Source organism: Simplicispira metamorpha (assembly GCF_004341365.1).
GTDB lineage: Bacteria > Pseudomonadota > Gammaproteobacteria > Burkholderiales > Burkholderiaceae_C > Simplicispira > Simplicispira metamorpha.
This window is the reverse complement of record NZ_SLXH01000015.1, coordinates 12,046-32,335: the sequence shown is the minus strand read 5'-3', so window position 1 is coordinate 32,335 and position 20,290 is coordinate 12,046. Positions and strand designations below refer to the sequence as shown.

Below are 20,290 nucleotides of genomic sequence, written 5' to 3'. Positions count from 1 at the left end.
TGCGTGGGTTCGGGCCTGTGGGGGCACAAAAAAACGATCAGTCGGCGCGGTAGTTGGGCGCTTCTTTGGTGATTTGCACGTCGTGAACGTGCGACTCACGGATACCGGCGGTGGTGATTTCGACGAACTCAGCCTTCTCGTTCATCTCCTGGATGGTGGCACAGCCGCAGTAACCCATGGCAGCGCGCACACCACCAGCCATCTGGTACACGATGGAAACCATGGAGCCCTTGTAAGGCACGCGGCCTTCAATCCCTTCGGGCACCAGCTTGTCGGCGTTCGGGTTGCCGGTGCTCGATTCCTGGAAGTAGCGGTCAGCGCTGCCTTGCTGCATGGCGCCAATGCTGCCCATGCCACGGTAGCTCTTGTAAGAACGGCCCTGGAAGAGGATCACTTCACCGGGCGCCTCTTCGGTGCCCGCAAACATGCCACCCATCATGATGGTGCTGGCACCGGCGGCCAACGCCTTGGCAATGTCGCCGCTGTAGCGCACGCCACCGTCGGCAATCAACGGCACGCCCGTGCCTTGCAGGGCCGTGGCCACGCTGTCAATGGCCATGATTTGCGGCACACCTACGCCCGCCACGATGCGCGTAGTGCAGATGGAACCGGGGCCAATGCCCACCTTGACAGCATCGGCACCGGCCTCGACCAGCGCCAGCGCCGCTGCACCCGTGGCGATGTTGCCGCCCACCACATCAATCTGCGGGTAGTTTTTCTTGACCCAGCGCACGCGCTCGATCACGCCTTTGCTGTGGCCGTGGGCGGTATCGACCACGATGGCATCGACACCGGCCTTGACCAGTGCCTCTACGCGCTCTTCAGTGCCTTCACCTACACCCACAGCAGCGCCCACGCGCAGGCAACCCGAGGCGTCGCGGGCGGCGTTGGGGAAGCTGGTCTGCTTGGTGATGTCTTTGACGGTAATCAGGCCCTTGAGCTCAAAGGCATCGTTAACCACCAGGATGCGCTCCAGCTTGTGCTTGTTCAGCAGGGCCTTGGCAGCAGCGGGTGAGGTACCCTCTTTTTCATTGACGGTGATGAGCTTTTCGCGGGGCGTCATGATCTGGTGAACCTTGACGTCGTAGCGGGTTTCAAAGCGCAAATCGCGCCCGGTGACGATACCGACCACCTTGCCACCGTCGCACACCGGAAAACCAGAAATGCCCAGTTGTTCGGACAGTTGCAGCACCTGCAACACGGTGTGCTCGGGGGTGATGACCACCGGATCGCGCACCACACCGGACTCGTAGCGTTTGACGCGGGCCACCTGGGCCGCCTGTTCTTGTGCCGTGAGGTTTTTGTGCACGATACCGATACCGCCCTCTTGGGCGATGGCAATGGCCAGGCGCGCCTCAGTGACGGTGTCCATGGCAGCAGACACCAGGGGCAGATTCAGTTGGATGTTGCGAGAAAAACGGGTCGCAAGGGACGTGTCCTTGGGAAGGACCTGGGAGAACGCTGGCACCAACAACACATCGTCGAAGGTGAGTGCTTTTCCAAGAAGGCGCATGAGAAAGCTCCAAAAAAACGATTGTACCTGCCGCCACACCTTTGCCTGCGGCAAACCACGCAGCTACACTCGCGGCGATGAAAAAGCACCACACCCTTTTGCTGGCTTTGGTATGTGCCCTGCCATCGCTTGCCTGGGCCCAATGGCAGTGGGTAGACAAGGATGGCCGCAAGGTCTTCAGTGACCGTGCACCGCCGCATGACGTGCCAGAGAAAAACATCCTGAAGCAGCCCGGCTACCACGGCAAACCCCCGAGCAGCCCAACGCCCGCCGCAGAGACCCCAGCAAACGCCAACGCACCCACTGCTGCGCCCACTGCTGCAGCCAGCACACCACGCGCCACCGCCAAAGACAAAGAGCTGGAAGAAAGAAAAGCCCGCGCAGAGGCGGCAGAAGCGGCCAAGCAAAAAGCCGAAGAAGACAAAATCGCCAAGCAACGGGCAGACAACTGCACACGTGCGCGCAACGCCCAGGCCACGTTCGAGTCAGGAACACCCATCCGGCAAACCAATGCCCAGGGCGAGCGCGTATTTCTGGACGACGCCGCCCGCGCCGCAGAGCTACGGCGCATTCAGGACATCATCAACGCAGACTGCAAGCGCTGAGCGGCCACACCCCTCAATCACTGCGGGGAACGATCGCACGCTGGCGCGCAAACAAACCTGCGGCACGTGCACCCTGGCGTGCAAAGCGTTCGCGCCGGGCTACTTTGGGATCCACACTCAAAGGCCGGTACAGCTCCACCCGGTCTTGGTCGCGCAGTTGCTGCTGCGGGGCCACCACCCTCCCCCAGACACCGCACGCGACCCACTGCGGCGATGGCACTCCGCCAGGCGCCCAACCGCTGGCCTGTACGGCATCAGCCACCGTAGCCCCCAGAGGCAGGCGCAACAATTGCTCCAGCACCTGACCTGCTTGTGGCGATGCAGCCACCACCACGTGCAGCACTGCTCCAGGGGCCGCGTTATCCATACACTTGCTCGGCACGCTTGACAAAGGCATCGACCATGGTGGCGGCAATGCGGTCAAACACCGGCCCCACCAGCGCGGCCAGCGCGGCATTGGCAAAGCCGTAATTGAGCTGCAACTCCACCCGGGAGGCGCGCTGGGTGCCATCACCGACTGTGTGAAAGTGCCAGTCGCCGTCCAACCGTGAAAACGGCCCCTTCACCAACTGCATACGCACCCGCCGCCCCTGCTCATGGACATTGCGGGTGACAAAAGTCTGGCGGATACCGCTCAGCGCAATGCCCACCTCGGCCAGCATGCCCAGACCGTCTTGTTCCAACACGCGGGCACGATCACACCAGGGCAGAAACTGCGGGTACTGCTCCACCCCGGTCACCAGGGAAAACATTTCTTCGGGGCTATACCAGATCAATACGGACTTGCTGACGTTTTTCATGGGGAGGTGCGCGAAGCGATGTGGCTGCGCCAGGCAAAGCAGCCATGGCGGCTGAACGAAACTAGAATCGCGAACGCGCGACAGCTGCAATTGTAGGGAGGCCTTTTATCTCCCGGTTGGCGCCGCATCTATTTCCGATGGCCAAGAAACCCCAAACCTCCTCCCGCATTGCCGACAACAAAAAAGCGGCATACAACTATTTCTTTGAAGAACGCTACGAGGCCGGCATGGTGCTGGAAGGCTGGGAGGTCAAGGCCCTGCGCGAAGGCAAAGTGCAACTGACCGATGGCTACGTGGTGGTGCGCGATGGCGAGCTGTACCTGATCGGCTGCCAGATCAACCCACTCAAAACCGCCTCCACCCACGTCAACCCCGATTCCGTGCGCACCAAAAAGCTGCTGTTGCACAAAGAAGAAATCAAACGGCTGATCATCAAGGTAGAGCAAAAAGGCTACACGCTGGTGCCCTTGAACCTGCACTGGAAAGATGGCCGCGTGAAATGTGAGATCGCCCTGGCCAAGGGCAAGGCCGAACACGACAAGCGCGACACCATCAAAGACCGCGAAGGCAAGCGCGAAGTCGAGCGCGCCATGAAAAACCGCAGCCGCTGATTTTTAGCCAGCAAAAGTATCCATAAAGGCGCATAGTGGCAGCTCCGCCATGTGTGCAATTTCTTTATGAGGTGCTCCATGAAAACCCTGTCTTCTCTGATCGTCGGCGTTGCACTGGCAGGCTGTGGCGCCATGCTGCATGCCCAACCGCTACAGGTCGTCAACGGCGTGCTCACCGGGCCCAATGGCATGACGCTGTACACCTTTGACCGCGACACAGCGGGCAGCGGCAAATCTGCCTGCAATGGCCCTTGTGCTGTCAACTGGCCGCCCCTCAGCGCCAGCGCTGCACCTGCGGCCAGCGACTACAGCCTGGTCGCCCGCGACGACGGCACGCAGCAACTGGCCTATAAAGGCAAACCGCTTTATTACTGGGCCAAGGACACCAAGCCCGGCGACATGCTGGGCGATGGCATCAACCAGGTCTGGCACGTCGCCAAACCCTGAAGTGCGCACCGGCCACCGGGCGGTGCGCCGCCCTGTGGCCGGTTCAGTCGATACCGCCAGAGCGCTTTTTCAGCGCAGCGCGGCCAGCGGGTGGGCGTGCGCAGGCCAAGGGCTGGCAAAGAACGATTGCACCAGCTGCGGCGATACGTCCTCGATGCGCTCAGGGTTCCAGCGGGGGGTGTGGTCTTTGTCCACGGCCAGCGCACGGATGCCTTCCAGCGTTTCGCTCTGGCCGGGGCGCAGGTAAAAGCAGTGGCGCACCAGGTCGCGCTCCATGCGCAGGTCATCGGCCAAGTCCATGGCCCGGGCGCGGCGCACCTGCTCCAGCACCACATGCAGCATCAGCGGCGAGCGCTTGCGCAGCAGGGCGGCGGTAGCCCGGGCCCAGTCGCTGTCAGCGGCCTCCAGCGCGGCGACGATGGCAGGCACGCTGTCCAGCGCAAAATATTGGTCAATTTCGGCTCTAGCGCTTGCCAGATGGGCGCTAGCAGCTATCAATTGAGAAGCAACAAACACCTTGATGGCCGCGCTATCGGCAAACGATTGCGCACCCAGCGCCTCCCAGACACGGGCTTGCTGGTCAGCGGCCAAAAAGCCATCGGCCAGATTCAAGGCGATGGCATCTCCAGCACCGATGGTCTCGCCGGTCAGGGCCAGCCACTCGCCCGTGCGGCCCGGGCAGCGGCTCAAAAAGTAGCCCCCGCCCACGTCGGGGAACAGGCCAATCGCCGTCTCGGGCATGGCCATCTTGGTGCGCTCGGTGACGATGCGCAGCGCCGCCCCCTGGCTGATGCCCATGCCGCCGCCCATGACGATGCCATCCATGAAGGCGATGTACGGCTTGGGGTAGCTGTGGATCAGGTGGTTGAGGGCATATTCCTCGGTAAAGAAGTCCTCAATCTCGGGGTTGCCCACGCTACCGGCCTGGTGCAGAAAGCGGATGTCGCCGCCCGCGCAGAAGGCGCCAAACGGGCCTTCCTTGTTGCTGCCACGAATGGCCACCGCCAACACCTTGTCGTCATCTTTCCAGGCCAGCAACACGGCCATCAGATCACGCACCATGCCCAGCGAGAGCGCATTGAGCGCGCGGGGCCGGTTCAACGTAATCAAGCCCACCTGGCCGCGCACTTCACTCAACACCTCAGACACTGTCTCCGTCATTGCTTTTCCCTTCTGGTTGATTGGCAACAAAAAGCGCACATTGTCCGATATGGCGCAGCACCGATTGCGCCATCGGGGTTGGAATAGGTGACGGTATGCCGCCCTGACGCTGCACCGCCCAAAAAAAGCCACCGCAGCAGCGGTGGCTTGTTCCGTATGCGCCGGCACCAGGTGCCGGGCAGAGGCCACAAATCAACGGCCAGCGCGCTTGCGGTCGCTTTCTTTCAGGTGGCGCTTGCGCAGGCGAATCGACTTGGGCGTGATTTCGACCAGCTCGTCGTCCTCGATGAATTCCACGCCGTATTCCAGCGTCAGATCGATCGGAGGCGTGATCTTGATCGCGTCTTCCTTGCCCGAAACGCGGAAGTTGGTCAGCTGCTTGGTGCGCGTGGCGTTGACCACCAGGTCGTTGTCGCGGCTGTGGATGCCGACGATCATGCCTTCGTACACCGGATCGTTGGCCTTGACGAACATGCGACCCCGGTCGTCGAGCTTGCCCAGGGCGTAGGTGAAGATTTCGCCTTCGTCCATGGAGATGAGCACACCGTTCTTGCGGCCACCGATGTCGCCCTTGTGCGGCTCGTAGCTGTCAAAGATGTTGCTGATCAGGCCCGAACCACGTGTCAGGTTCAAAAATTCATTGGTAAAGCCAATCAGGCCACGGGCCGGAATGCGGTACTCCAGGCGCACACGGCCACGGCCATCGGGTTCCATGTTGACCAGCTCGCCCTTGCGCTCGCCCAGCGCCTGCATCACGCCGCCCTGGTGGCCTTCTTCGATGTCGGCAGTGACCAGCTCGATAGGCTCGTGCTTGACGCCGTCAATGTCCTTGAACACCACGCGCGGCTTGGACACGGCCAGCTCATAGCCTTCGCGGCGCATTTCTTCCAGCAAGATGGTCAAGTGCAGTTCGCCCCGGCCCGAGACTTCAAAAATGCCGTCTTCGTCGGTTTCCTTGACGCGCAGGGCCACGTTGCGTTGCAGTTCTTTTTGCAGGCGGTCCCAGATCTGGCGGCTGGTCACGAACTTGCCTTCGCGGCCCGCCAGCGGGCTGGTGTTGACGCAGAAGTTCATGGTCAGCGTGGGCTCGTCCACCTTGAGCATGGGCAGCGGCGCGGGGCTGGCGATGTCAGTGAGGGTCACGCCAATGCCCAGGTCGGCAATGCCGTTGACCAGCACGATTTCACCGGGGCCCGCTTCCGCGACCTGCACGCGGTCCAGGCCCTGGAAGGTCAGCACCTGGTTAATGCGGCCTTTGTAGCTCTTGCCGTCAGGGCCTTCCATCACCAGCACATCCATGTTGGGCTTGATGGTGCCCTGGCTGACGCGGCCCACGCCGATGCGGCCCACGAAGGTGGAAAAGTCCAGCGCAGAAATCTGCACTTGCAGCGGAGCAGTCGGGTCGCCCTTTTGCGTGGGCACGTGCTTCAGGATGGTGTTGAACAGGGCCGACATATCGGGGCCCCACTGTTCACCGGGCTCGCCCTCTTCCAGCGCCGACCAGCCGTTGATGCCCGAGGCGTAGACCACGGGGAAATCGAGCTGCTCGTCGGTAGCGCCCAGCTTGTCGAACAGATCAAACGCGGCGTTGACCACGTAGTCGGGGCGCGCACCGGGCTTGTCCACTTTGTTCACGACAACGATGGGCTTGAGGCCCAGGGCCAGCGCCTTCTTGGTCACAAAGCGCGTTTGCGGCATGGGGCCTTCTTGCGCGTCGATCAGCAGCACCACACCGTCCACCATGGACAGGGCGCGCTCGACTTCACCGCCAAAGTCCGCGTGGCCGGGCGTGTCGAGGATGTTGATGTGCGTGCCTTCCCAGCTCACGGCGCAGTTCTTGGCCAGGATGGTGATGCCGCGCTCGCGTTCGATGGCGTTGTTGTCCATCACGGTATCGACCACTTTTTCGTGCTCGGCGAAGGTGCCGGACTGGCGCAGCAGCTGGTCCACCATGGTGGTTTTGCCGTGGTCCACGTGGGCGATGATGGCGATATTGCGAATTTGTGTGCTCATGGTGTTTCCAAAATGCCGGCGGCGGATGCGCCCGGCTGACTTTGCAGGATTTGTTGAATTTCAAGGGGACTGAGCAGCCGGTCGGGAATCAGCTCGCCAGCGGCCACATGGGCCACGCCCAGCAGCGCACGCGGCGATTGTCCAAACACGGCCACAGCCTTGGCGTCGGGCCAGGCGCCCCGGCGGCGCACGCCCGACAGAAAGCGCGCTGCATCTTCGGCGCCCAATGTGACGTGCAGATGATCGGCCAGCAGCGCCTCGGGTGGCTGCAGGCAGGCCAGGCGCTGGGCCTCGTCCATGGCCTCCAGATCGGCCAGGGTGACGCAGCGGTCAATTCCCAGGCCACCGGTGTCAATGCGGCGCAAAAAGGTCAGGTGGGCGCCACACCCGAGTGCCGCTCCGATGTCTTCGCCGAGCGTGCGGATATACGTGCCTTTGCTGCATGTAACTATGATTTTGATAGCTGGCTGCGCTTGCCCTGTAAGGGCTGGAGCCACATTTAACTGATAAATCTGAATATCCCGCGCAGCACGTTCGACTTCCACTCCCGCGCGGGCATATTCGTACAGCGCCTTGCCGTCTTTTTTCAAAGCGCTGTACATCGGCGGCACCTGGCGAATGGCGCCGGTAAATTGCTGCTGCACCTGCGCCAGGCGCTCGGGCGTGAGCATATCGGCGGTAACGGCGCATTCACGCAGCACTTCGCCTTCGGCATCGCCGGTGGTCGTGGTCACGCCCAGGCGGGCGATGGCTTCGTAGGTTTTGGGGGCATCGAGCTGCAACTGGCTGAACTTGGTGGCCGCACCAAAGCACAGGGGCAACACGCCCGTGGCCAGTGGATCCAGCGTGCCGGTATGGCCCGCTTTTTCAGCGCGCAGCAGCCACTTGGCCTTTTGCAAGGCATCGTTGCTGGAGAAACCCAGCGGCTTGTCGAGCAGCAACACCCCATGCACAGGGCGCCGCTGCACCCTCGTGCGTGGCGCGTTCATGCCTCAATCCTCTTTGGCGCGGGAAGAAACCGCCTTGGCAATCAAGGCGTTCATGTCAGCAGCCCGCTCGGTGGTGCGGTCGTAGACAAAGTGCAGCGTGGGCACGGTGTGGATGTGCAGGCGCTTGAACAGGCCGTTGCGCAGAAAGCCTGCGGCTTGGTTCAAGGCGTCCTGCGTCTGCTGCGGGTCCCCCGTCAGCAGGCTGAAGAACACCTTGGCATGGGCGTAGTCGGGTGTGACCTCCACGCCTTGCAGCGTCACCATGCCCACGCGCGGGTCTTTCAACTCGCGCGCGATCAGCTCCGACAGATCGCGCTGGATCTGGTCAGACACCTTGAAGGCGCGGTTGGGGGTCGTGGACTTTTTGGCAGCCATGGCTTACAGCGTCCGCGCGATTTCCTTGATCTCGAAGAACTCCAGCTGATCACCTTCTTTGATGTCGTTGTAGTTCTTGAGCTTGATACCGCACTCGAAGCCTTCCTTGACCTCGCGCACATCGTCCTTGAGGCGCTTGAGCGAGTCGATGTCGCCCGTGTACACCACCACGTTGTCGCGCAGCAGGCGGAACTTGGCGTTGCGGTGCACCATCCCGGAGGTGATGTAGGAGCCCGCCACCGTACCGATCTTGGAAGCCACGAACACCGTGCGGATTTCGGCGGTGCCGAGAATCTCTTCGCGCTGCTCGGGGGCCAGCATGCCGGACATGGCCACTTTCAGCTCATCCACAGCGTCGTAAATGATGCTGTAGTAGTGCAGATCGACGCCATTGCTCTCGGCCAGCTTGCGCGCACCGGCGTCAGCCCGCACGTTGAAGCCGATGACGATGGCCTTGGAGGCGATCGCCAGGTTGATGTCGGACTCGCTGATGCCACCCACACCCGTATACACCAGCTGCACCTTGACCTCGTCGGTCGAGAGCTTGAGCAGCGACTGCGACAGCGCTTCTTGCGAACCCTGCACGTCGGCCTTGACGATGATGGGCAGCATTTTCACTTCGCCCGCCGTCATGTCGGCAAACATGTTTTCCAGCTTGGCCGCTTGTTGCTTGGCCAGCTTGGTGTTGCGGAACTTGCCAGCGCGGTAGGTTGCGATTTCGCGCGCACGGCGCTCGTCGGACAGCACCATGAACTCATCGCCCGCCTGGGGCACTTCGGTCAGGCCCTGGATTTCGACGGGAATGGAAGGGCCTGCGGTCTTGGCCGTCTTGCCGTTTTCGTCCAGCATGGCACGCACGCGGCCAAAGGTCTGGCCAGCCAGCACCACATCGCCCACCTTGAGCGTGCCCGATTGCACCAGCACCGTAGCGACCGGACCACGGCCCTTGTCGAGTTTGGCTTCGATGACCAGGCCCTTGGCCATGGATTCGACCGGGGCCTTGAGTTCAAGCACTTCTGCCTGCAGCAGCACCTGTTCCAGCAACTCGTCGATACCCATGCCGGTCTTGGAAGACACGGGCACGAAAGGCGACTCGCCACCGTACTCCTCAGGCACCACCTCTTCCACCACCAGCTCTTGCTTGACGCGGTCGGGGTTGGCATCGGGCTTGTCGGACTTGGTGATGGCCACCACGATAGGAACACCGGCCGCCTTGGCGTGCTTGATGGCTTCCTTGGTCTGGGGCATGACGCCATCGTCGGCTGCCACCACCAGAATCACGATGTCGGTGGCCTGGGCACCACGGGCACGCATGGCCGTGAAAGCCTCGTGACCCGGGGTATCAAGGAACGACACCATGCCGCGCGGGGTTTCGACGTGGTAAGCGCCAATATGCTGGGTAATGCCACCGGCTTCGCCCGTCGCCACCTTGGTGCGGCGGATGTAGTCCAGCAGCGAGGTTTTGCCGTGGTCCACGTGGCCCATCACGGTCACCACCGGAGCGCGCGGCATCAGTGGAGCATCTTGCTGCGCTGCGTCGTCTTGCGTGAACGCTTCTGGATCGTCCAGCGCCGCCACCACAGCCTTGTGGCCCATCTCTTCCACGATGATCATCGCGGTGTCTTGGTCCAACGGCTGGTTGATGGTGACCATCTGGCCCATCTTCATCAGCGCCTTGATGACTTCAGACGCCTTGATCGACATCTTGTGCGCCAGTTCGGCCACGGTGATGGTTTCGGGCACATGCACTTCAATGATGCGTGCCTCAACGGGTGCGGCGTGGCCATGGTGATCGCCACCACGGTCATTGCGGTCGTTACCACGGCGGCCACTGCCGCCCTTGGGACCACCGCGCCAGCCACCACGGCCTGCACCACCGGTGCTGTCGCCCCGGGTCTTGATTTCTTTTTTCTTGGCAGCATCGCCAGCCCAGCTGGACGAGAGCTTGGCGGATTTGACTTCCTTACCTGCACCAGCGGCTGGTGCTGCTGGCGCGCTGCCGGGACGCGCAGAAGCGCCAGGAGCAACAGCGGGTTTGTGCAAGGTGCCCTTCTTGGCATCGGCGGCGGGCTTGGGCGCTGGTTTGGGCTCTTCGGGCTTCTTGGCCACCAGCACTTTGGCAGGCGCAGACATCATGGAGCGAATGGCAGCGGCCTCGGCCTCGGCCTTGCGACGGCGCTCGCCGAGGTCGTTGGCACGGGCCGCTTCCTCTTGTGCACGGGCACGGGATTCAGCCTCGGCTTTGGCACGCGCTTCGGCCTGGGCAGCGGCACGCGCAGCGGCCTCGGCCGCTTGCTCGCGGGAGGCTTCCTGCTTCACAGCAGAGGCTTGGGCCTTCTTTTCTGCTTCCTGGGCAGCGTAGGCAGCGGCGCGCTCAGCAGCTTCACGCTCACGCTGCTCGCGGATTTCGCGCTCGCGGCGCTTTTCTGCCAACTCGGTTTCCTGGCGGCGGATCAGCTCTGCCTGGCGGCGTGCTTCTTCCTCGCGACGCACCAGTTCAGGGTTTTCTGCCTGCGCAGGGGCTGCCTGTGGTGCCGCCGCTTCAGGGGCCGCATCCTCAGCAGGGGCTTCCGCGCCCTCCTCGCGCTTGATGAAAGTGCGTTTCTTGCGCACTTCCACCTGGATGGTGCGTGCCTTGCCCGAGGCATCGGCTTGTTTGATCTCGCTGGTCGAACGAGTGACCAGCGTGATCTTCTTGCGGTCTGCTGCGGCCACGCCGTGGCTGGCCTGCAAGTGGGCAAGCAGTTTTTGCTTGTCAGATTCGGTCAGCGCATCGGAGGGCGCTGCCTTGGAAACACCGGCCGACTTGAGTTGCTCAAGCAGGGTTTCGGGGGATTTTTTGAGTTCGCTAGCAAACTCGGCGACAGTGGTACTGGACATATGTGGTTCGTGCCTCCCTGACCTTTACTCTTGCCCCGCGAACCAATGTTCGCGTGCCTTCAAAATCAAGGCTTTGGCTTCTTCTTCGGACTGGCCGGTCAGATCGGTCAGTTCATCGATGGCCAAATCGGCCAGGTCGTCGCGTGTATGGATGCCACCCTCAGCCAGCTTGGCAATCAGCTCGGGGGTCAAACCTTCCAGGTCACGCAACTCTTGCGACACGCTTTCCACGCTTTCTTCGCGTGCGATCTCCATGGTCAGCATGGCATCCTTGGCCCGCGCCCGCAGTTCGTTCACGGTGTCTTCGTCAAAACTCTCGATGTCGAGCATCTCTTGCAGCGGCACGTAGGCCACTTCTTCCAGACTCTCAAAGCCTTCGGCAATGAGGATGTCGGCCATTTCCTGGTCCACATCGAGTTTTTCCATGAACAGGCGACGGGCCGTATCGGTCTCGTTGGCCTGTTTTTGCGCCGATTCGGCAGCATCCATGATGTTGATTTTCCAACCTGTCAGGTCAGAGGCCAGGCGCACGTTCTGGCCGCCACGGCCAATGGCGATGGCGAGGTTTTCCTCGTCAACCACCACATCCATGGCGTGCTTTTCTTCATCGACGACGATGGACTGCACGTTGGCCGGCGCCAGGGCACCAATCACAAACTGTGCCGGGTCTTCCGACCACAGTACGATGTCCACGCGCTCGCCAGCGAGCTCGTTGGTGACAGCGTTGACACGCGTACCGCGCACGCCCACGCAGGTACCGATAGGATCGACACGGCGGTCGTGCGAGAGCACTGCAATCTTGGCACGGCTGCCAGGGTCGCGAGCGCAGCTCTTGATTTCGAGCAGGCCTTGTTCAATTTCAGGCACTTCATGGCGGAACAGTTCCACCATGAACTCCGGCGCCGAGCGCGACAGCACAATGGGTGCGCCGCGCAGCGTCAGATCCACTTCCATGATCATGGCGCGCACACGGTCACCACTGCGCAGGTTCTCTTTGGGGATCATTTCGCTGCGGCGCAGGCGGCCTTCCACGCGGCCAGACTCGACGATCAAATCGCCCTTGTCCATGCGCTTGACGGTGCCGGTGAAGATTTTCTCGCCACGCGACATGAAGTCGTTGAGCAGCATCTCGCGCTCAGCGTCGCGAATTTTTTGCAAGATAACCTGCTTGGCTGCCATGGCGCCGATGCGGCCAATCGGCACCGACTCAATGGCTTCTTCGATGTATTCGCCCACAGCAATGCCGGGCACGCGCTCTTGGGCATCCATGAGCAGCTCTTCAGCTTCGGGGTTTTGCAGCCCGGCATCGTCAGGCACCACCAGCCAGCGGCGGAAGGTTTCGTAGTGGCCGCTGTCGCGGTCCACCGCCACGCGAATATCCACATCGCCTTCATACAGCTTTTTGGTGGCCTGGGCCAGCGCCAATTCCACGGCACCGAGCACCACATCGCGCTCGACGTTTTTTTCGCGCGAAATGGCCTCAACCAACATCAATAATTCGCGATTCATGCGACGACTCTCCTGTTTCCTTCACCTGCATCCAACAGCCCGGCAACCCCGGCCCGCGCCACCCATACCACCACTAGCCCATCAGCCTTGCGTGGGATTACCCCCTGCACTGCGCCCTTTGAAATCCACCAAAGGCGCCAAGCGCGCATCGCGCAGCTCGTCCAGTGTGAATCCCAGGGCCTGCAAGGGCGCGGGCACGCGTTTTTTGCTGATCCGCTGCCCTGGCTTGGGCGCGGGCTCATCGCTCCAGACGATTTGCCAGCCACCGGCATCCGTACGCTCCAGCGTGCCACGAAACTTTTTGCGATTGGCGCTGACCTGACCTGCGGCGGCAGCGCCCATAGGATTTTTGAGGGTAATGTCAATCACCTCTCCGGCAAAGCGCAGAAAGTCCTGCTCGTTGCGCAGCGGACGGTCGATACCGGGGGAGGAGACCTCCAGACGCTTGTATTCAACGCCATCGACTTCCAGTGCAAATTGCAGCTGGCGCGTGACTTTTTCGCAATCTTCCACCGTCACGAACTGGTCTGGCAAAGCGGGCACGCCGGGCACCGGCGCCTCCCAGGGCCAATCAATGGTGATGCGCAGCAGGCCACCCGCAGAGCGTTCAATCTCCACCAGATCGTAGCCCAGACCCGCCACCGTTTGTTCGACTATTTGCTGCAATGCCACGTGCTTTGATTCAATCCCGGAAAAACAAAAAACCCGATAACCCCCAGAGGCTTCGAGCTCCAAAAGCAAACGACCAAAAAAAACGGGCGGTTGGTACCCGCCCGTTTGGTCGTGAGGCGCGTATTGTAGCCTGCAAACCGCCGATTGGCAAAGAATTGCCCCGCAACACCCAGCGCGCCAGCCGAACGCGCCTTCTCCCCGTCAGTTAAGCATCAAATCGGCCTCTAACACCCGTACCCTGGGCGTAAGTAGCTATTTTTTTGATAGCGGCTTGAACAATTCAGCTAAATCGCTTTCGGTGAACATGGGCTCGCGCCGCGCTGCCGCACCGCTGTAGAGGCTGTCGGCCAGCTGCGCCTTGCGCTCTTGCAGGGCCAGAATGCGCTCTTCGATGGTGCCCTGCGCCACCAGTTTGACCACCCAGACGTTCTGCAACTGGCCGATGCGGTGGGCGCGGTCGGTGGCCTGGTTTTCCACCGCCGGGTTCCACCAGGGGTCGTAGTGGATCACCGTATCGGCCTGGGGCAGGTTCAGTCCCACGCCGCCCGCCTTGAGGCTGATGAGAAACAAAGGCACCTCGCCGCTGGTGAAACGCTCGATGATGGCGTCGCGCTTTTGGCTCTGGCCAGTGAGTTTGACCCAGGGCAGCTGGCGTTTTTCCAGCTCAGCCTCAATCAGGTTGAGCATGCTGGTGAACTGCGAGAACAGCAAAATGCGCCGCCCTTCGGCCAGCATCTCGGGCAGCATGTCCATCAACTGCTCCAGTTTGGCCGAGTTCTTGACTTTTTTCGCTGCCTCCAGCGGCACCAGGCGTGGGTCGCAGCACACCTGGCGCAGCTTGAGCAGGGCATCCAGGATGGTGATTTGCGACTTGGCCAGCCCCTTGGACTGCAGTGCGTCGCGCACGGTTTTTTCCATTCCCAAACGGATGGTTTCGTACAAATCAGCCTGCTTGCCTTCCAACTCCACAGGCATCAGCGTCTCGATTTTGGCGGGCAGCTCGTGCGCCACCAGGTCTTTGGTGCGCCGCAGCATGAAGGGTGTGACGCGCGCGCGCAGCTGGGCCAGGCGCGTGGTGTCGCCCAGCTTTTCGATGGGCGCGCGAAACAACTCGCCAAAGCGCTTCTGGCTGGCCAGAAAACCCGGCATCAAAAAGTGGAACAGGCTCCAGATTTCGCCCAGGTGGTTTTCCATGGGAGTGCCCGAGAGGCACAGCCGGTGGTGTGACTGCAAATCACCCACCACTTGCGCGGCGTGGGTGCTGGCGTTTTTGATGTTCTGCGCCTCATCCAACACCACCAGGTGCCATTCGTGCGCCAGCCAATGTTCGCGGTCGCGCTGCAACAGCGAGTACGGGGCGACAACCACATCGTGATCGGCCACGGCATCGGCCAGGGCGTGGCGCTCTTTGCCGTGCCAGACCAGGCAGCGCAGTTGCGGACAGAACCGCGCTGCCTCGCGCTGCCAGTTACCCATCAAGCTGACCGGGGCCACGATGAGCGCGGGGCACGCAAGGCGGCCCGCGTCTTTTTCGACCTGGATATGCACCAGCGTTTGCAGTGTTTTGCCCAGCCCCATGTCGTCGGCCAGGATGCCGCTGAGGCCATGGGCGCGCAAAAACTGCAGCCAGTTGAGGCCGTGACGCTGGTAGGGACGCAAATCGGCCTGCACGCTGGCGGGCACGGCCACGTCAGGCAGGTGGGCGGTACCTTGCAGCTGCTGCACCATGGTGCGCAGGGCATGAGCGCCATCCCAGACCACGCCCTCGCCCAGGGCAGCGCTGGTACGCAGCGCCTCCAGGCGCGACAGGCGCAGGCTCTGGCCCGACAAATCGTGTTGACGGTCACCCACCAGATCGAGCAGCGCGGCCAGCCAGGGCTTGAGCGGCTCGGTGGGCACGCGCACAAAGCCCTCGCCCCATGGCGATGGCAAATAGACAAACGGCGGCCATTGGGGCTGGCCAGTGGCACTGTCAAGGGGCAGATCGGCCACAGCAGCCAGCAGATCGGGCAGCCAGGGCAGGATGTTGTGGCGCTGGCCATTGATCTCCATGCCCAGCGACAAATCAAACCAGGGCGAGGTATGGGGATCAGCCGCAAGACCATCGTCCAGCCCGTGCGGCTGCAACTGCACCTGCAAATCGTCGGCGTGGCTGAACCAGCCTTGCAGGGCATCGTCCAAAAAGACCTCAAAACCGGCACTGCGCAGGGCAGCAAAATCGCTATCGGCCCACTGTAGCCAGGTGTGTTGGGTGGCAGCACCGGGCAGGCCAAAGTCACCGCCATCGCCGCGCGGGTGCAGGCCCAGCGCCAGCAGGCGCTCAATGGCCTGGCGTTCGGCTTCGGGGGTGCGGCGCAGTAGCAGGCGGCCCTCGGCGCTGTCGATCAGCACGGCATTGGGCTGCCCGGCCCACCAGCCGCAGTGGCCTTGGTAATCAAAGCGCAGTTGTGCGCTCAGCAGCCCTTGCTGCGCCACCTGCGCTGCTGGTGTGGGCGCCAGATGCAGCAGTGCACGCGGGGCACCGCCATCGACTTTCTGGACACCATGTACGCCCGGAGGGGCGGGCAGCGGGCCCAGACCCTGCAACAGCTCTACCGAGTGGGCTTGTAAAACCTCCTCTTGCAGCACCGGGGCGGTCAGCAGTACCTGTAGCTGCGCGGGCGATACCCCGGGCACCTGTACCGGGCCGCACAGGCCCTGGGCCGCATCCAGGTACAGGGGCGGGACATTGGCATAGAGCACAGCGCCGTCCTGCTCCAGACATGCCCGCAGCGCCCACTGCTTTTGTCCATCAGCGCCGGGCGACACAGCATCCCAGCGCCAGGCCAGGGTGCGCTCGGCGCCCCATTGCAGGGCCTGGCCGGGTTGGCCATCGTGCATGCCCGCAAACAGCCGCCCCGTGCTGGCCGCCATCTGCAACGCCAGCGCGGCGGCGGGACCGCGCAGAGCCACGCCATCGTCCAGGCGCGCACCATACGAATACGCCCCATATGCGCCTGGGCTGACCATCATCCCCTTGACCAGATCCAGCACATCCCGGTCGGTTTGGCTGGCCTGCTGGTACAGGGGCTGGTGGGGCCCGGGCATATCGCGCAGGCCGCGCACTTTGGCCCAGCCACCCGCCACTTTCTGGTAAGAAACCTGCACGCTCAGGCGCAACTGGGGCGGTTTTTGCTGCGTATCGGCCCGCAGCACATACAAAAACTGGTCTTCGCGCTCGCCGCTGCGCCGGGTGGAAGTTCCCAGTGCCGCCACGCTGTCCGCCGCGCTGACACGGCCCAGGGCCTGCAGCCACTGCAACGACTGCGCCTTGGCCCGTGCGCGGGCTATTTCTGCCTGCGCGTGCAGGGCCTTGGCCTGGCGCTCTTGCTCGGCTTGCGCATGCGCCTGCTGTTGCGCCAACAGCGCCTCGGGCGACAGGGGCCCAGCGGGAATCGGCAATACCCCCAGCGACTGGATGAACGCCCTGCCCTGGTGCGCCGCCTCCAGCATCAGCGCCACGGCGTGCTTGCACTGCGCCCCCACAGGGCAGGAACAATCACTGGCCCACTCTTCGGGCTCGCCCGCCTCGTCCAGCCAGACTTCAATGTTCAACTCGTAGGGATAGTGCGCACTGCCCTGCACTTCGCCAAACAGCTGCCAGTGGTCGTCCAGCGGCTCCATGTCAAAGTCCAGCACCTTCCCTGTGCGGTACAGCGCCAGACCGCGCTCGAAGGTGAGGGTGCTGGCGTCTTGCCGGATGACGTCGGGGTGTATCCAAAAACCGGCACTGGGCTCACGCAAAGAATCCATGGTCATCCCTGCGTTACTGGGCCGTGCTACCGGCTTGCGCCGCGCTGATACGCGCCAGCAGCGCCTGCGCCTCTGGCATGGGTGCGGCGGCGGGCAAGCTGGTGAGCATGCGCGCCAGCACCCCCGGCTGGGGCAACAGCGCCCCCCAAAAGCGCACCTGCCCGGTGCCATCGGCTATCAGCAGGGTGGGAAAAGTCTCAATGTCCAGGTCATCCACCAGCGCGGCCTCGTCTTCCACGTCCAGCCAGACAAAACGGGCGCCGGGGTACTGCGCGGCGGCGGCATCGAACACGCTGCGGTAAGCGTCGCAGGTGCGGCACCAGGCGGCGCACAGGCACACCACCCAGCCGGGTGCAGCCTGTGCTGCAGACGTTGCTTGAGCAGCAGAAGTAGCCATCACAAAAAAGCCCGCCAAAAGATGTTTGAACTCAGATAAAAAAACGCGCTGGCGATTGTGCCCCAGGGGGCGCAGCGCCAGCGCGTATGCAAGCCCCTGCCACGGGGCACTGTTCAGAAAGATTCCCAGTCTGCTTCCGAGCCTTTGGCCACCGTGCTGACCGCAGGCACACGCGCCGGTGCCGGTGCAGACAGATTCTTGCGGCCAGTACCGGTGGACGAAACCGCCGCCGCACGTGCCGTGGCGGCACTGCGCACCGCAGGCGCAGCCACGCTGACAGAACCAGCGCCAGAAGCCAGCTTGAAGACGCTCACGGCCTTCATCAGGTGGCTGGCCTGCCCTTGCAGTGAATCGGCAGCAGCAGCGGCCTCTTCCACCAGGGCCGCGTTTTGCTGGGTAACCTGGTCCATCTGCGAGATGGCCTGGTTGACCTGCTCAATGCCCGTGGTCTGCTCCTGGCTGGCGGCAGAGATCTCGCCCATGATGTCCGTGACGCGGCGCACACTGCTGACGATTTCTTCCATGGTACGGCCCGCTTCACCCACCTGCTTGCTGCCCGCCTCGACCTGGCCCACGGACTCATCGATCAGCACCTTGATCTCTTTGGCCGCCGCAGCCGAACGCTGCGCCAGGGTTCTGACCTCGGCGGCCACCACGGCAAAACCCCGGCCTTGTTCGCCCGCACGCGCAGCCTCCACTGCCGCGTTCAGGGCCAGGATGTTGGTCTGGAAAGCGATGCCGTCGATCACACCGATGATGTCCACGATCTTGTGCGAAGACGTGCTGATGGCATCCATGGTGCCCACTACCTGCGCCACCACGCCGCCGCCCTTGACGGCCACGCCAGAGGCCATCACAGCCAGCTGGTTGGCGCGCTGGGCGTTGTCAGCGTTTTGCTTGACCGTCGAGGTCAGCTGTTCCATCGAAGCGGCCGTTTGCTGCAACGAGCTGGCCTGCTCTTCGGTGCGCGAGGACAAATCGCGGTTGCCCGAGGCAATCTGGGTGGTGGCCGTGGCCATGCTGTCGGTGCTGCTGCGCACGTCGGCCACCACGCTGGCCAGGCTGTCGTTCATGTGCTGCAGCGCCTGCATGAGCTGGCCGGTTTCATCCTGCGAGTTGACCGTGATACGGGAAGACAGATCGCCCTCGGCCACGGTGCGGGCCACCTCCACAGCGTGCTTGATCGGCTGCGTGATGGTGTGGGTGATGTGCGCGGCAATGGCCAATCCCAACACAATGGCCAAGCCCCCCAGGCCCAGCATCCAGTTGCGGGCAGATTCGTACTGCGCGCGCGCGTTCTTTTCTTCTTTTTGTGCCAGCTCCGTTTCCAGGGCAATCAGTTTGTCCAGCGCCCTGATCACCGCCTGAAAACTGGGCTGCACCTTGGTCAGCAAATGCACTGTGGCTTCATCCCTCAGGTTTTTCTGGGTCAGCTCAAACAGGTGGTCTGATTGGGGCGCCGCAGCAGCCAATGCGGTTTCCACCTCGGCCATCAAGACCTTGCCGCTCTCGGTCTGCACCCGCTGGGCCAAATCCGTTTTGGCCTGCGTGTACCTGGCGCGGGCAGCGGCCACCTGGGCCATGTGCTGCTGTATCTGGGCGGGGTCGGTCAATACCACGATGGTGCTTGCAGCGCCGTAAATGTCGCGGATGTTGTCCAACATGATATTGGTGGTGCCCTCTTTGGCATGGCTGGCAGAAATGGCATCCATGTTGGCCCTGGTGTTCACCAGCGCATTCAAGCCCATGGCCAGCACAGCCACCAGAAACAACAGCACTGCGGCAAAACCCACCCCCAGGCGGGTACCGATTTTCAAATTGAGAAATGACACCTGTGAAAACCTTTGTGTATGTTGGCGCCCCCATTGCGCCAAAAGCCACAAGCGCAACACAGGAAAACGGCCACGCGGACGACCAGAGAATTAAAAATTAAGGGAAAACCCTTGTCTGATTTTATGAATCAGTTGATTCAACACAAAAAGTTTTTATTTTTTTGCTGCAAATCCGCAACATACCGGGCTGCCACCCCACAATCCATTTTTGCTACTAAATAAATAGCAAATAGCGCTTTACCAGCGGGCGCCAGGGCCACTTTTCACTTCGAATTTCAGGAGATCCCCACCACTTCACCGTCTTCCTTGGTGAACGGACTGGGCAGGGGCTGGGGCAGCAGCGCCAGCACGGCCTCGCTGGGGCGGCACAGGCGCACGCCCTGGGGCGTGGCCACGATGGGCCGGTTCAGCAAGATGGGGTGCTGCGCGATGAAGTCCAGCAGTTCATCGGGCGTCCAGCGCGGGTTGCCCAGGTCCAGCTCGTCGTAGGGCGTGCCTTTTTGCCGCAGCACCTCGCGCACCGGGCAATCCATGCGCGCAATCAGTGCCTGCAACTCGGCGCGGCTGGGCGGGGTTTGCAGGTACTCGATCACGGTAGGCTCGATGCCGCAGTGGCGAATCAGCGCCAGCGTGTTGCGCGAGGTGCCGCATTTCGGGTTGTGGTAGATGGTGATGTCGTCGGTCATAGAGTCAT

General features: G+C 62.4%; 17 protein-coding genes. 3 read left to right on the top strand and 14 right to left on the bottom strand.

All coding sequences use genetic code 11. From position 1 onward, the window contains the following. Window positions 1–37: 37 nt before the first annotated feature. Window positions 38–1,513, bottom strand: a complete 1,476-nt coding sequence (guaB, locus tag EV674_RS09435; RefSeq protein ID WP_119014270.1) for an IMP dehydrogenase — start codon at window positions 1,511–1,513, stop codon at window positions 38–40. 77 nt (window positions 1,514–1,590) lie between these two features. Here guaB and EV674_RS09430 point away from each other — a divergent pair, with 77 nt between their 5' ends. After that, window positions 1,591–2,118: a DUF4124 domain-containing protein gene (locus EV674_RS09430; protein ID WP_119014248.1), complete on the top strand. Its 528-nt coding sequence runs from the start codon at window positions 1,591–1,593 to the stop codon at window positions 2,116–2,118. Window positions 2,119–2,131: 13 nt separating this feature from the next. Here EV674_RS09430 and EV674_RS09425 read toward each other — a convergent pair whose 3' ends face one another. Both EV674_RS09425 and EV674_RS09420 read right to left on the bottom strand, forming a co-directional pair. Continuing rightward, window positions 2,132–2,485, bottom strand: coding sequence for an RnfH family protein (locus EV674_RS09425; RefSeq protein WP_119014247.1), 354 nt, complete (start codon window positions 2,483–2,485; stop codon window positions 2,132–2,134). Next, complete coding sequence (locus tag EV674_RS09420) at window positions 2,478–2,918, bottom strand: type II toxin-antitoxin system RatA family toxin (protein WP_119014246.1); 441 nt, start codon at window positions 2,916–2,918, stop codon at window positions 2,478–2,480. Before EV674_RS09420 ends, EV674_RS09425 begins: the two co-directional genes overlap by 8 nt. Before the next feature lie 137 nt (window positions 2,919–3,055). Between EV674_RS09420 and smpB the strand changes: the two genes are divergently transcribed. Both smpB and EV674_RS09410 read left to right on the top strand, forming a co-directional pair. Further along, complete coding sequence (smpB, locus tag EV674_RS09415) at window positions 3,056–3,529, top strand: SsrA-binding protein SmpB (RefSeq protein ID WP_119014245.1); 474 nt, start codon at window positions 3,056–3,058, stop codon at window positions 3,527–3,529. A gap of 78 nt (window positions 3,530–3,607) precedes the next feature. Further along, entirely contained in the window at window positions 3,608–3,976 is a 369-nt protein-coding gene (locus EV674_RS09410) for a COG4315 family predicted lipoprotein (RefSeq protein ID WP_119014244.1), read from the top strand. Between the two features lie 69 nt (window positions 3,977–4,045). On the opposite strand, the gene EV674_RS09405 is transcribed toward EV674_RS09410, so the two are convergent. From EV674_RS09405 to arsC, 11 genes are all read right to left on the bottom strand, one after another. After that, window positions 4,046–5,137, bottom strand: a complete 1,092-nt coding sequence (locus EV674_RS09405) for an enoyl-CoA hydratase/isomerase family protein (RefSeq protein WP_119014243.1) — start codon at window positions 5,135–5,137, stop codon at window positions 4,046–4,048. 192 nt (window positions 5,138–5,329) lie between these two features. After that, entirely contained in the window at window positions 5,330–7,150 is a 1,821-nt protein-coding gene (typA, locus tag EV674_RS09400; RefSeq protein WP_119014242.1) for a translational GTPase TypA, read from the bottom strand. Next, window positions 7,147–8,139, bottom strand: a complete 993-nt coding sequence (gene truB, locus EV674_RS09395; RefSeq protein WP_119014241.1) for a tRNA pseudouridine(55) synthase TruB — start codon at window positions 8,137–8,139, stop codon at window positions 7,147–7,149. Before truB ends, typA begins: the two co-directional genes overlap by 4 nt. A gap of 3 nt (window positions 8,140–8,142) precedes the next feature. Beyond that, complete coding sequence (rbfA, locus tag EV674_RS09390; protein ID WP_119014240.1) at window positions 8,143–8,514, bottom strand: 30S ribosome-binding factor RbfA; 372 nt, start codon at window positions 8,512–8,514, stop codon at window positions 8,143–8,145. A 3-nt stretch (window positions 8,515–8,517) separates the two neighbouring features. Next, window positions 8,518–11,394 carry a translation initiation factor IF-2 gene (gene infB / locus EV674_RS09385; RefSeq protein ID WP_119014239.1) on the bottom strand — a complete coding sequence of 959 codons (2,877 nt, stop codon included), beginning with the start codon at window positions 11,392–11,394 and terminating at the stop codon, window positions 8,518–8,520. A gap of 24 nt (window positions 11,395–11,418) precedes the next feature. Continuing rightward, entirely contained in the window at window positions 11,419–12,903 is a 1,485-nt protein-coding gene (nusA, locus tag EV674_RS09380; protein ID WP_119014238.1) for a transcription termination factor NusA, read from the bottom strand. An 81-nt stretch (window positions 12,904–12,984) separates the two neighbouring features. Beyond that, complete coding sequence (rimP, locus tag EV674_RS09375; RefSeq protein ID WP_119014237.1) at window positions 12,985–13,575, bottom strand: ribosome maturation factor RimP; 591 nt, start codon at window positions 13,573–13,575, stop codon at window positions 12,985–12,987. A 252-nt stretch (window positions 13,576–13,827) separates the two neighbouring features. Continuing rightward, window positions 13,828–17,367 (bottom strand): DEAD/DEAH box helicase, encoded by a 3,540-nt coding sequence (locus EV674_RS09370; protein WP_241524998.1) that lies wholly within the window; start codon window positions 17,365–17,367, stop codon window positions 13,828–13,830. Window positions 17,368–17,380: 13 nt separating this feature from the next. Beyond that, entirely contained in the window at window positions 17,381–17,764 is a 384-nt protein-coding gene (locus EV674_RS09365) for a thioredoxin family protein (protein ID WP_119014268.1), read from the bottom strand. A gap of 113 nt (window positions 17,765–17,877) precedes the next feature. After that, complete coding sequence (locus EV674_RS09360) at window positions 17,878–19,581, bottom strand: methyl-accepting chemotaxis protein (RefSeq protein ID WP_241524997.1); 1,704 nt, start codon at window positions 19,579–19,581, stop codon at window positions 17,878–17,880. A 290-nt stretch (window positions 19,582–19,871) separates the two neighbouring features. Further along, entirely contained in the window at window positions 19,872–20,282 is a 411-nt protein-coding gene (arsC, locus tag EV674_RS09355) for an arsenate reductase (glutaredoxin) (RefSeq protein WP_119014236.1), read from the bottom strand. Window positions 20,283–20,290 lie beyond the last annotated feature (8 nt).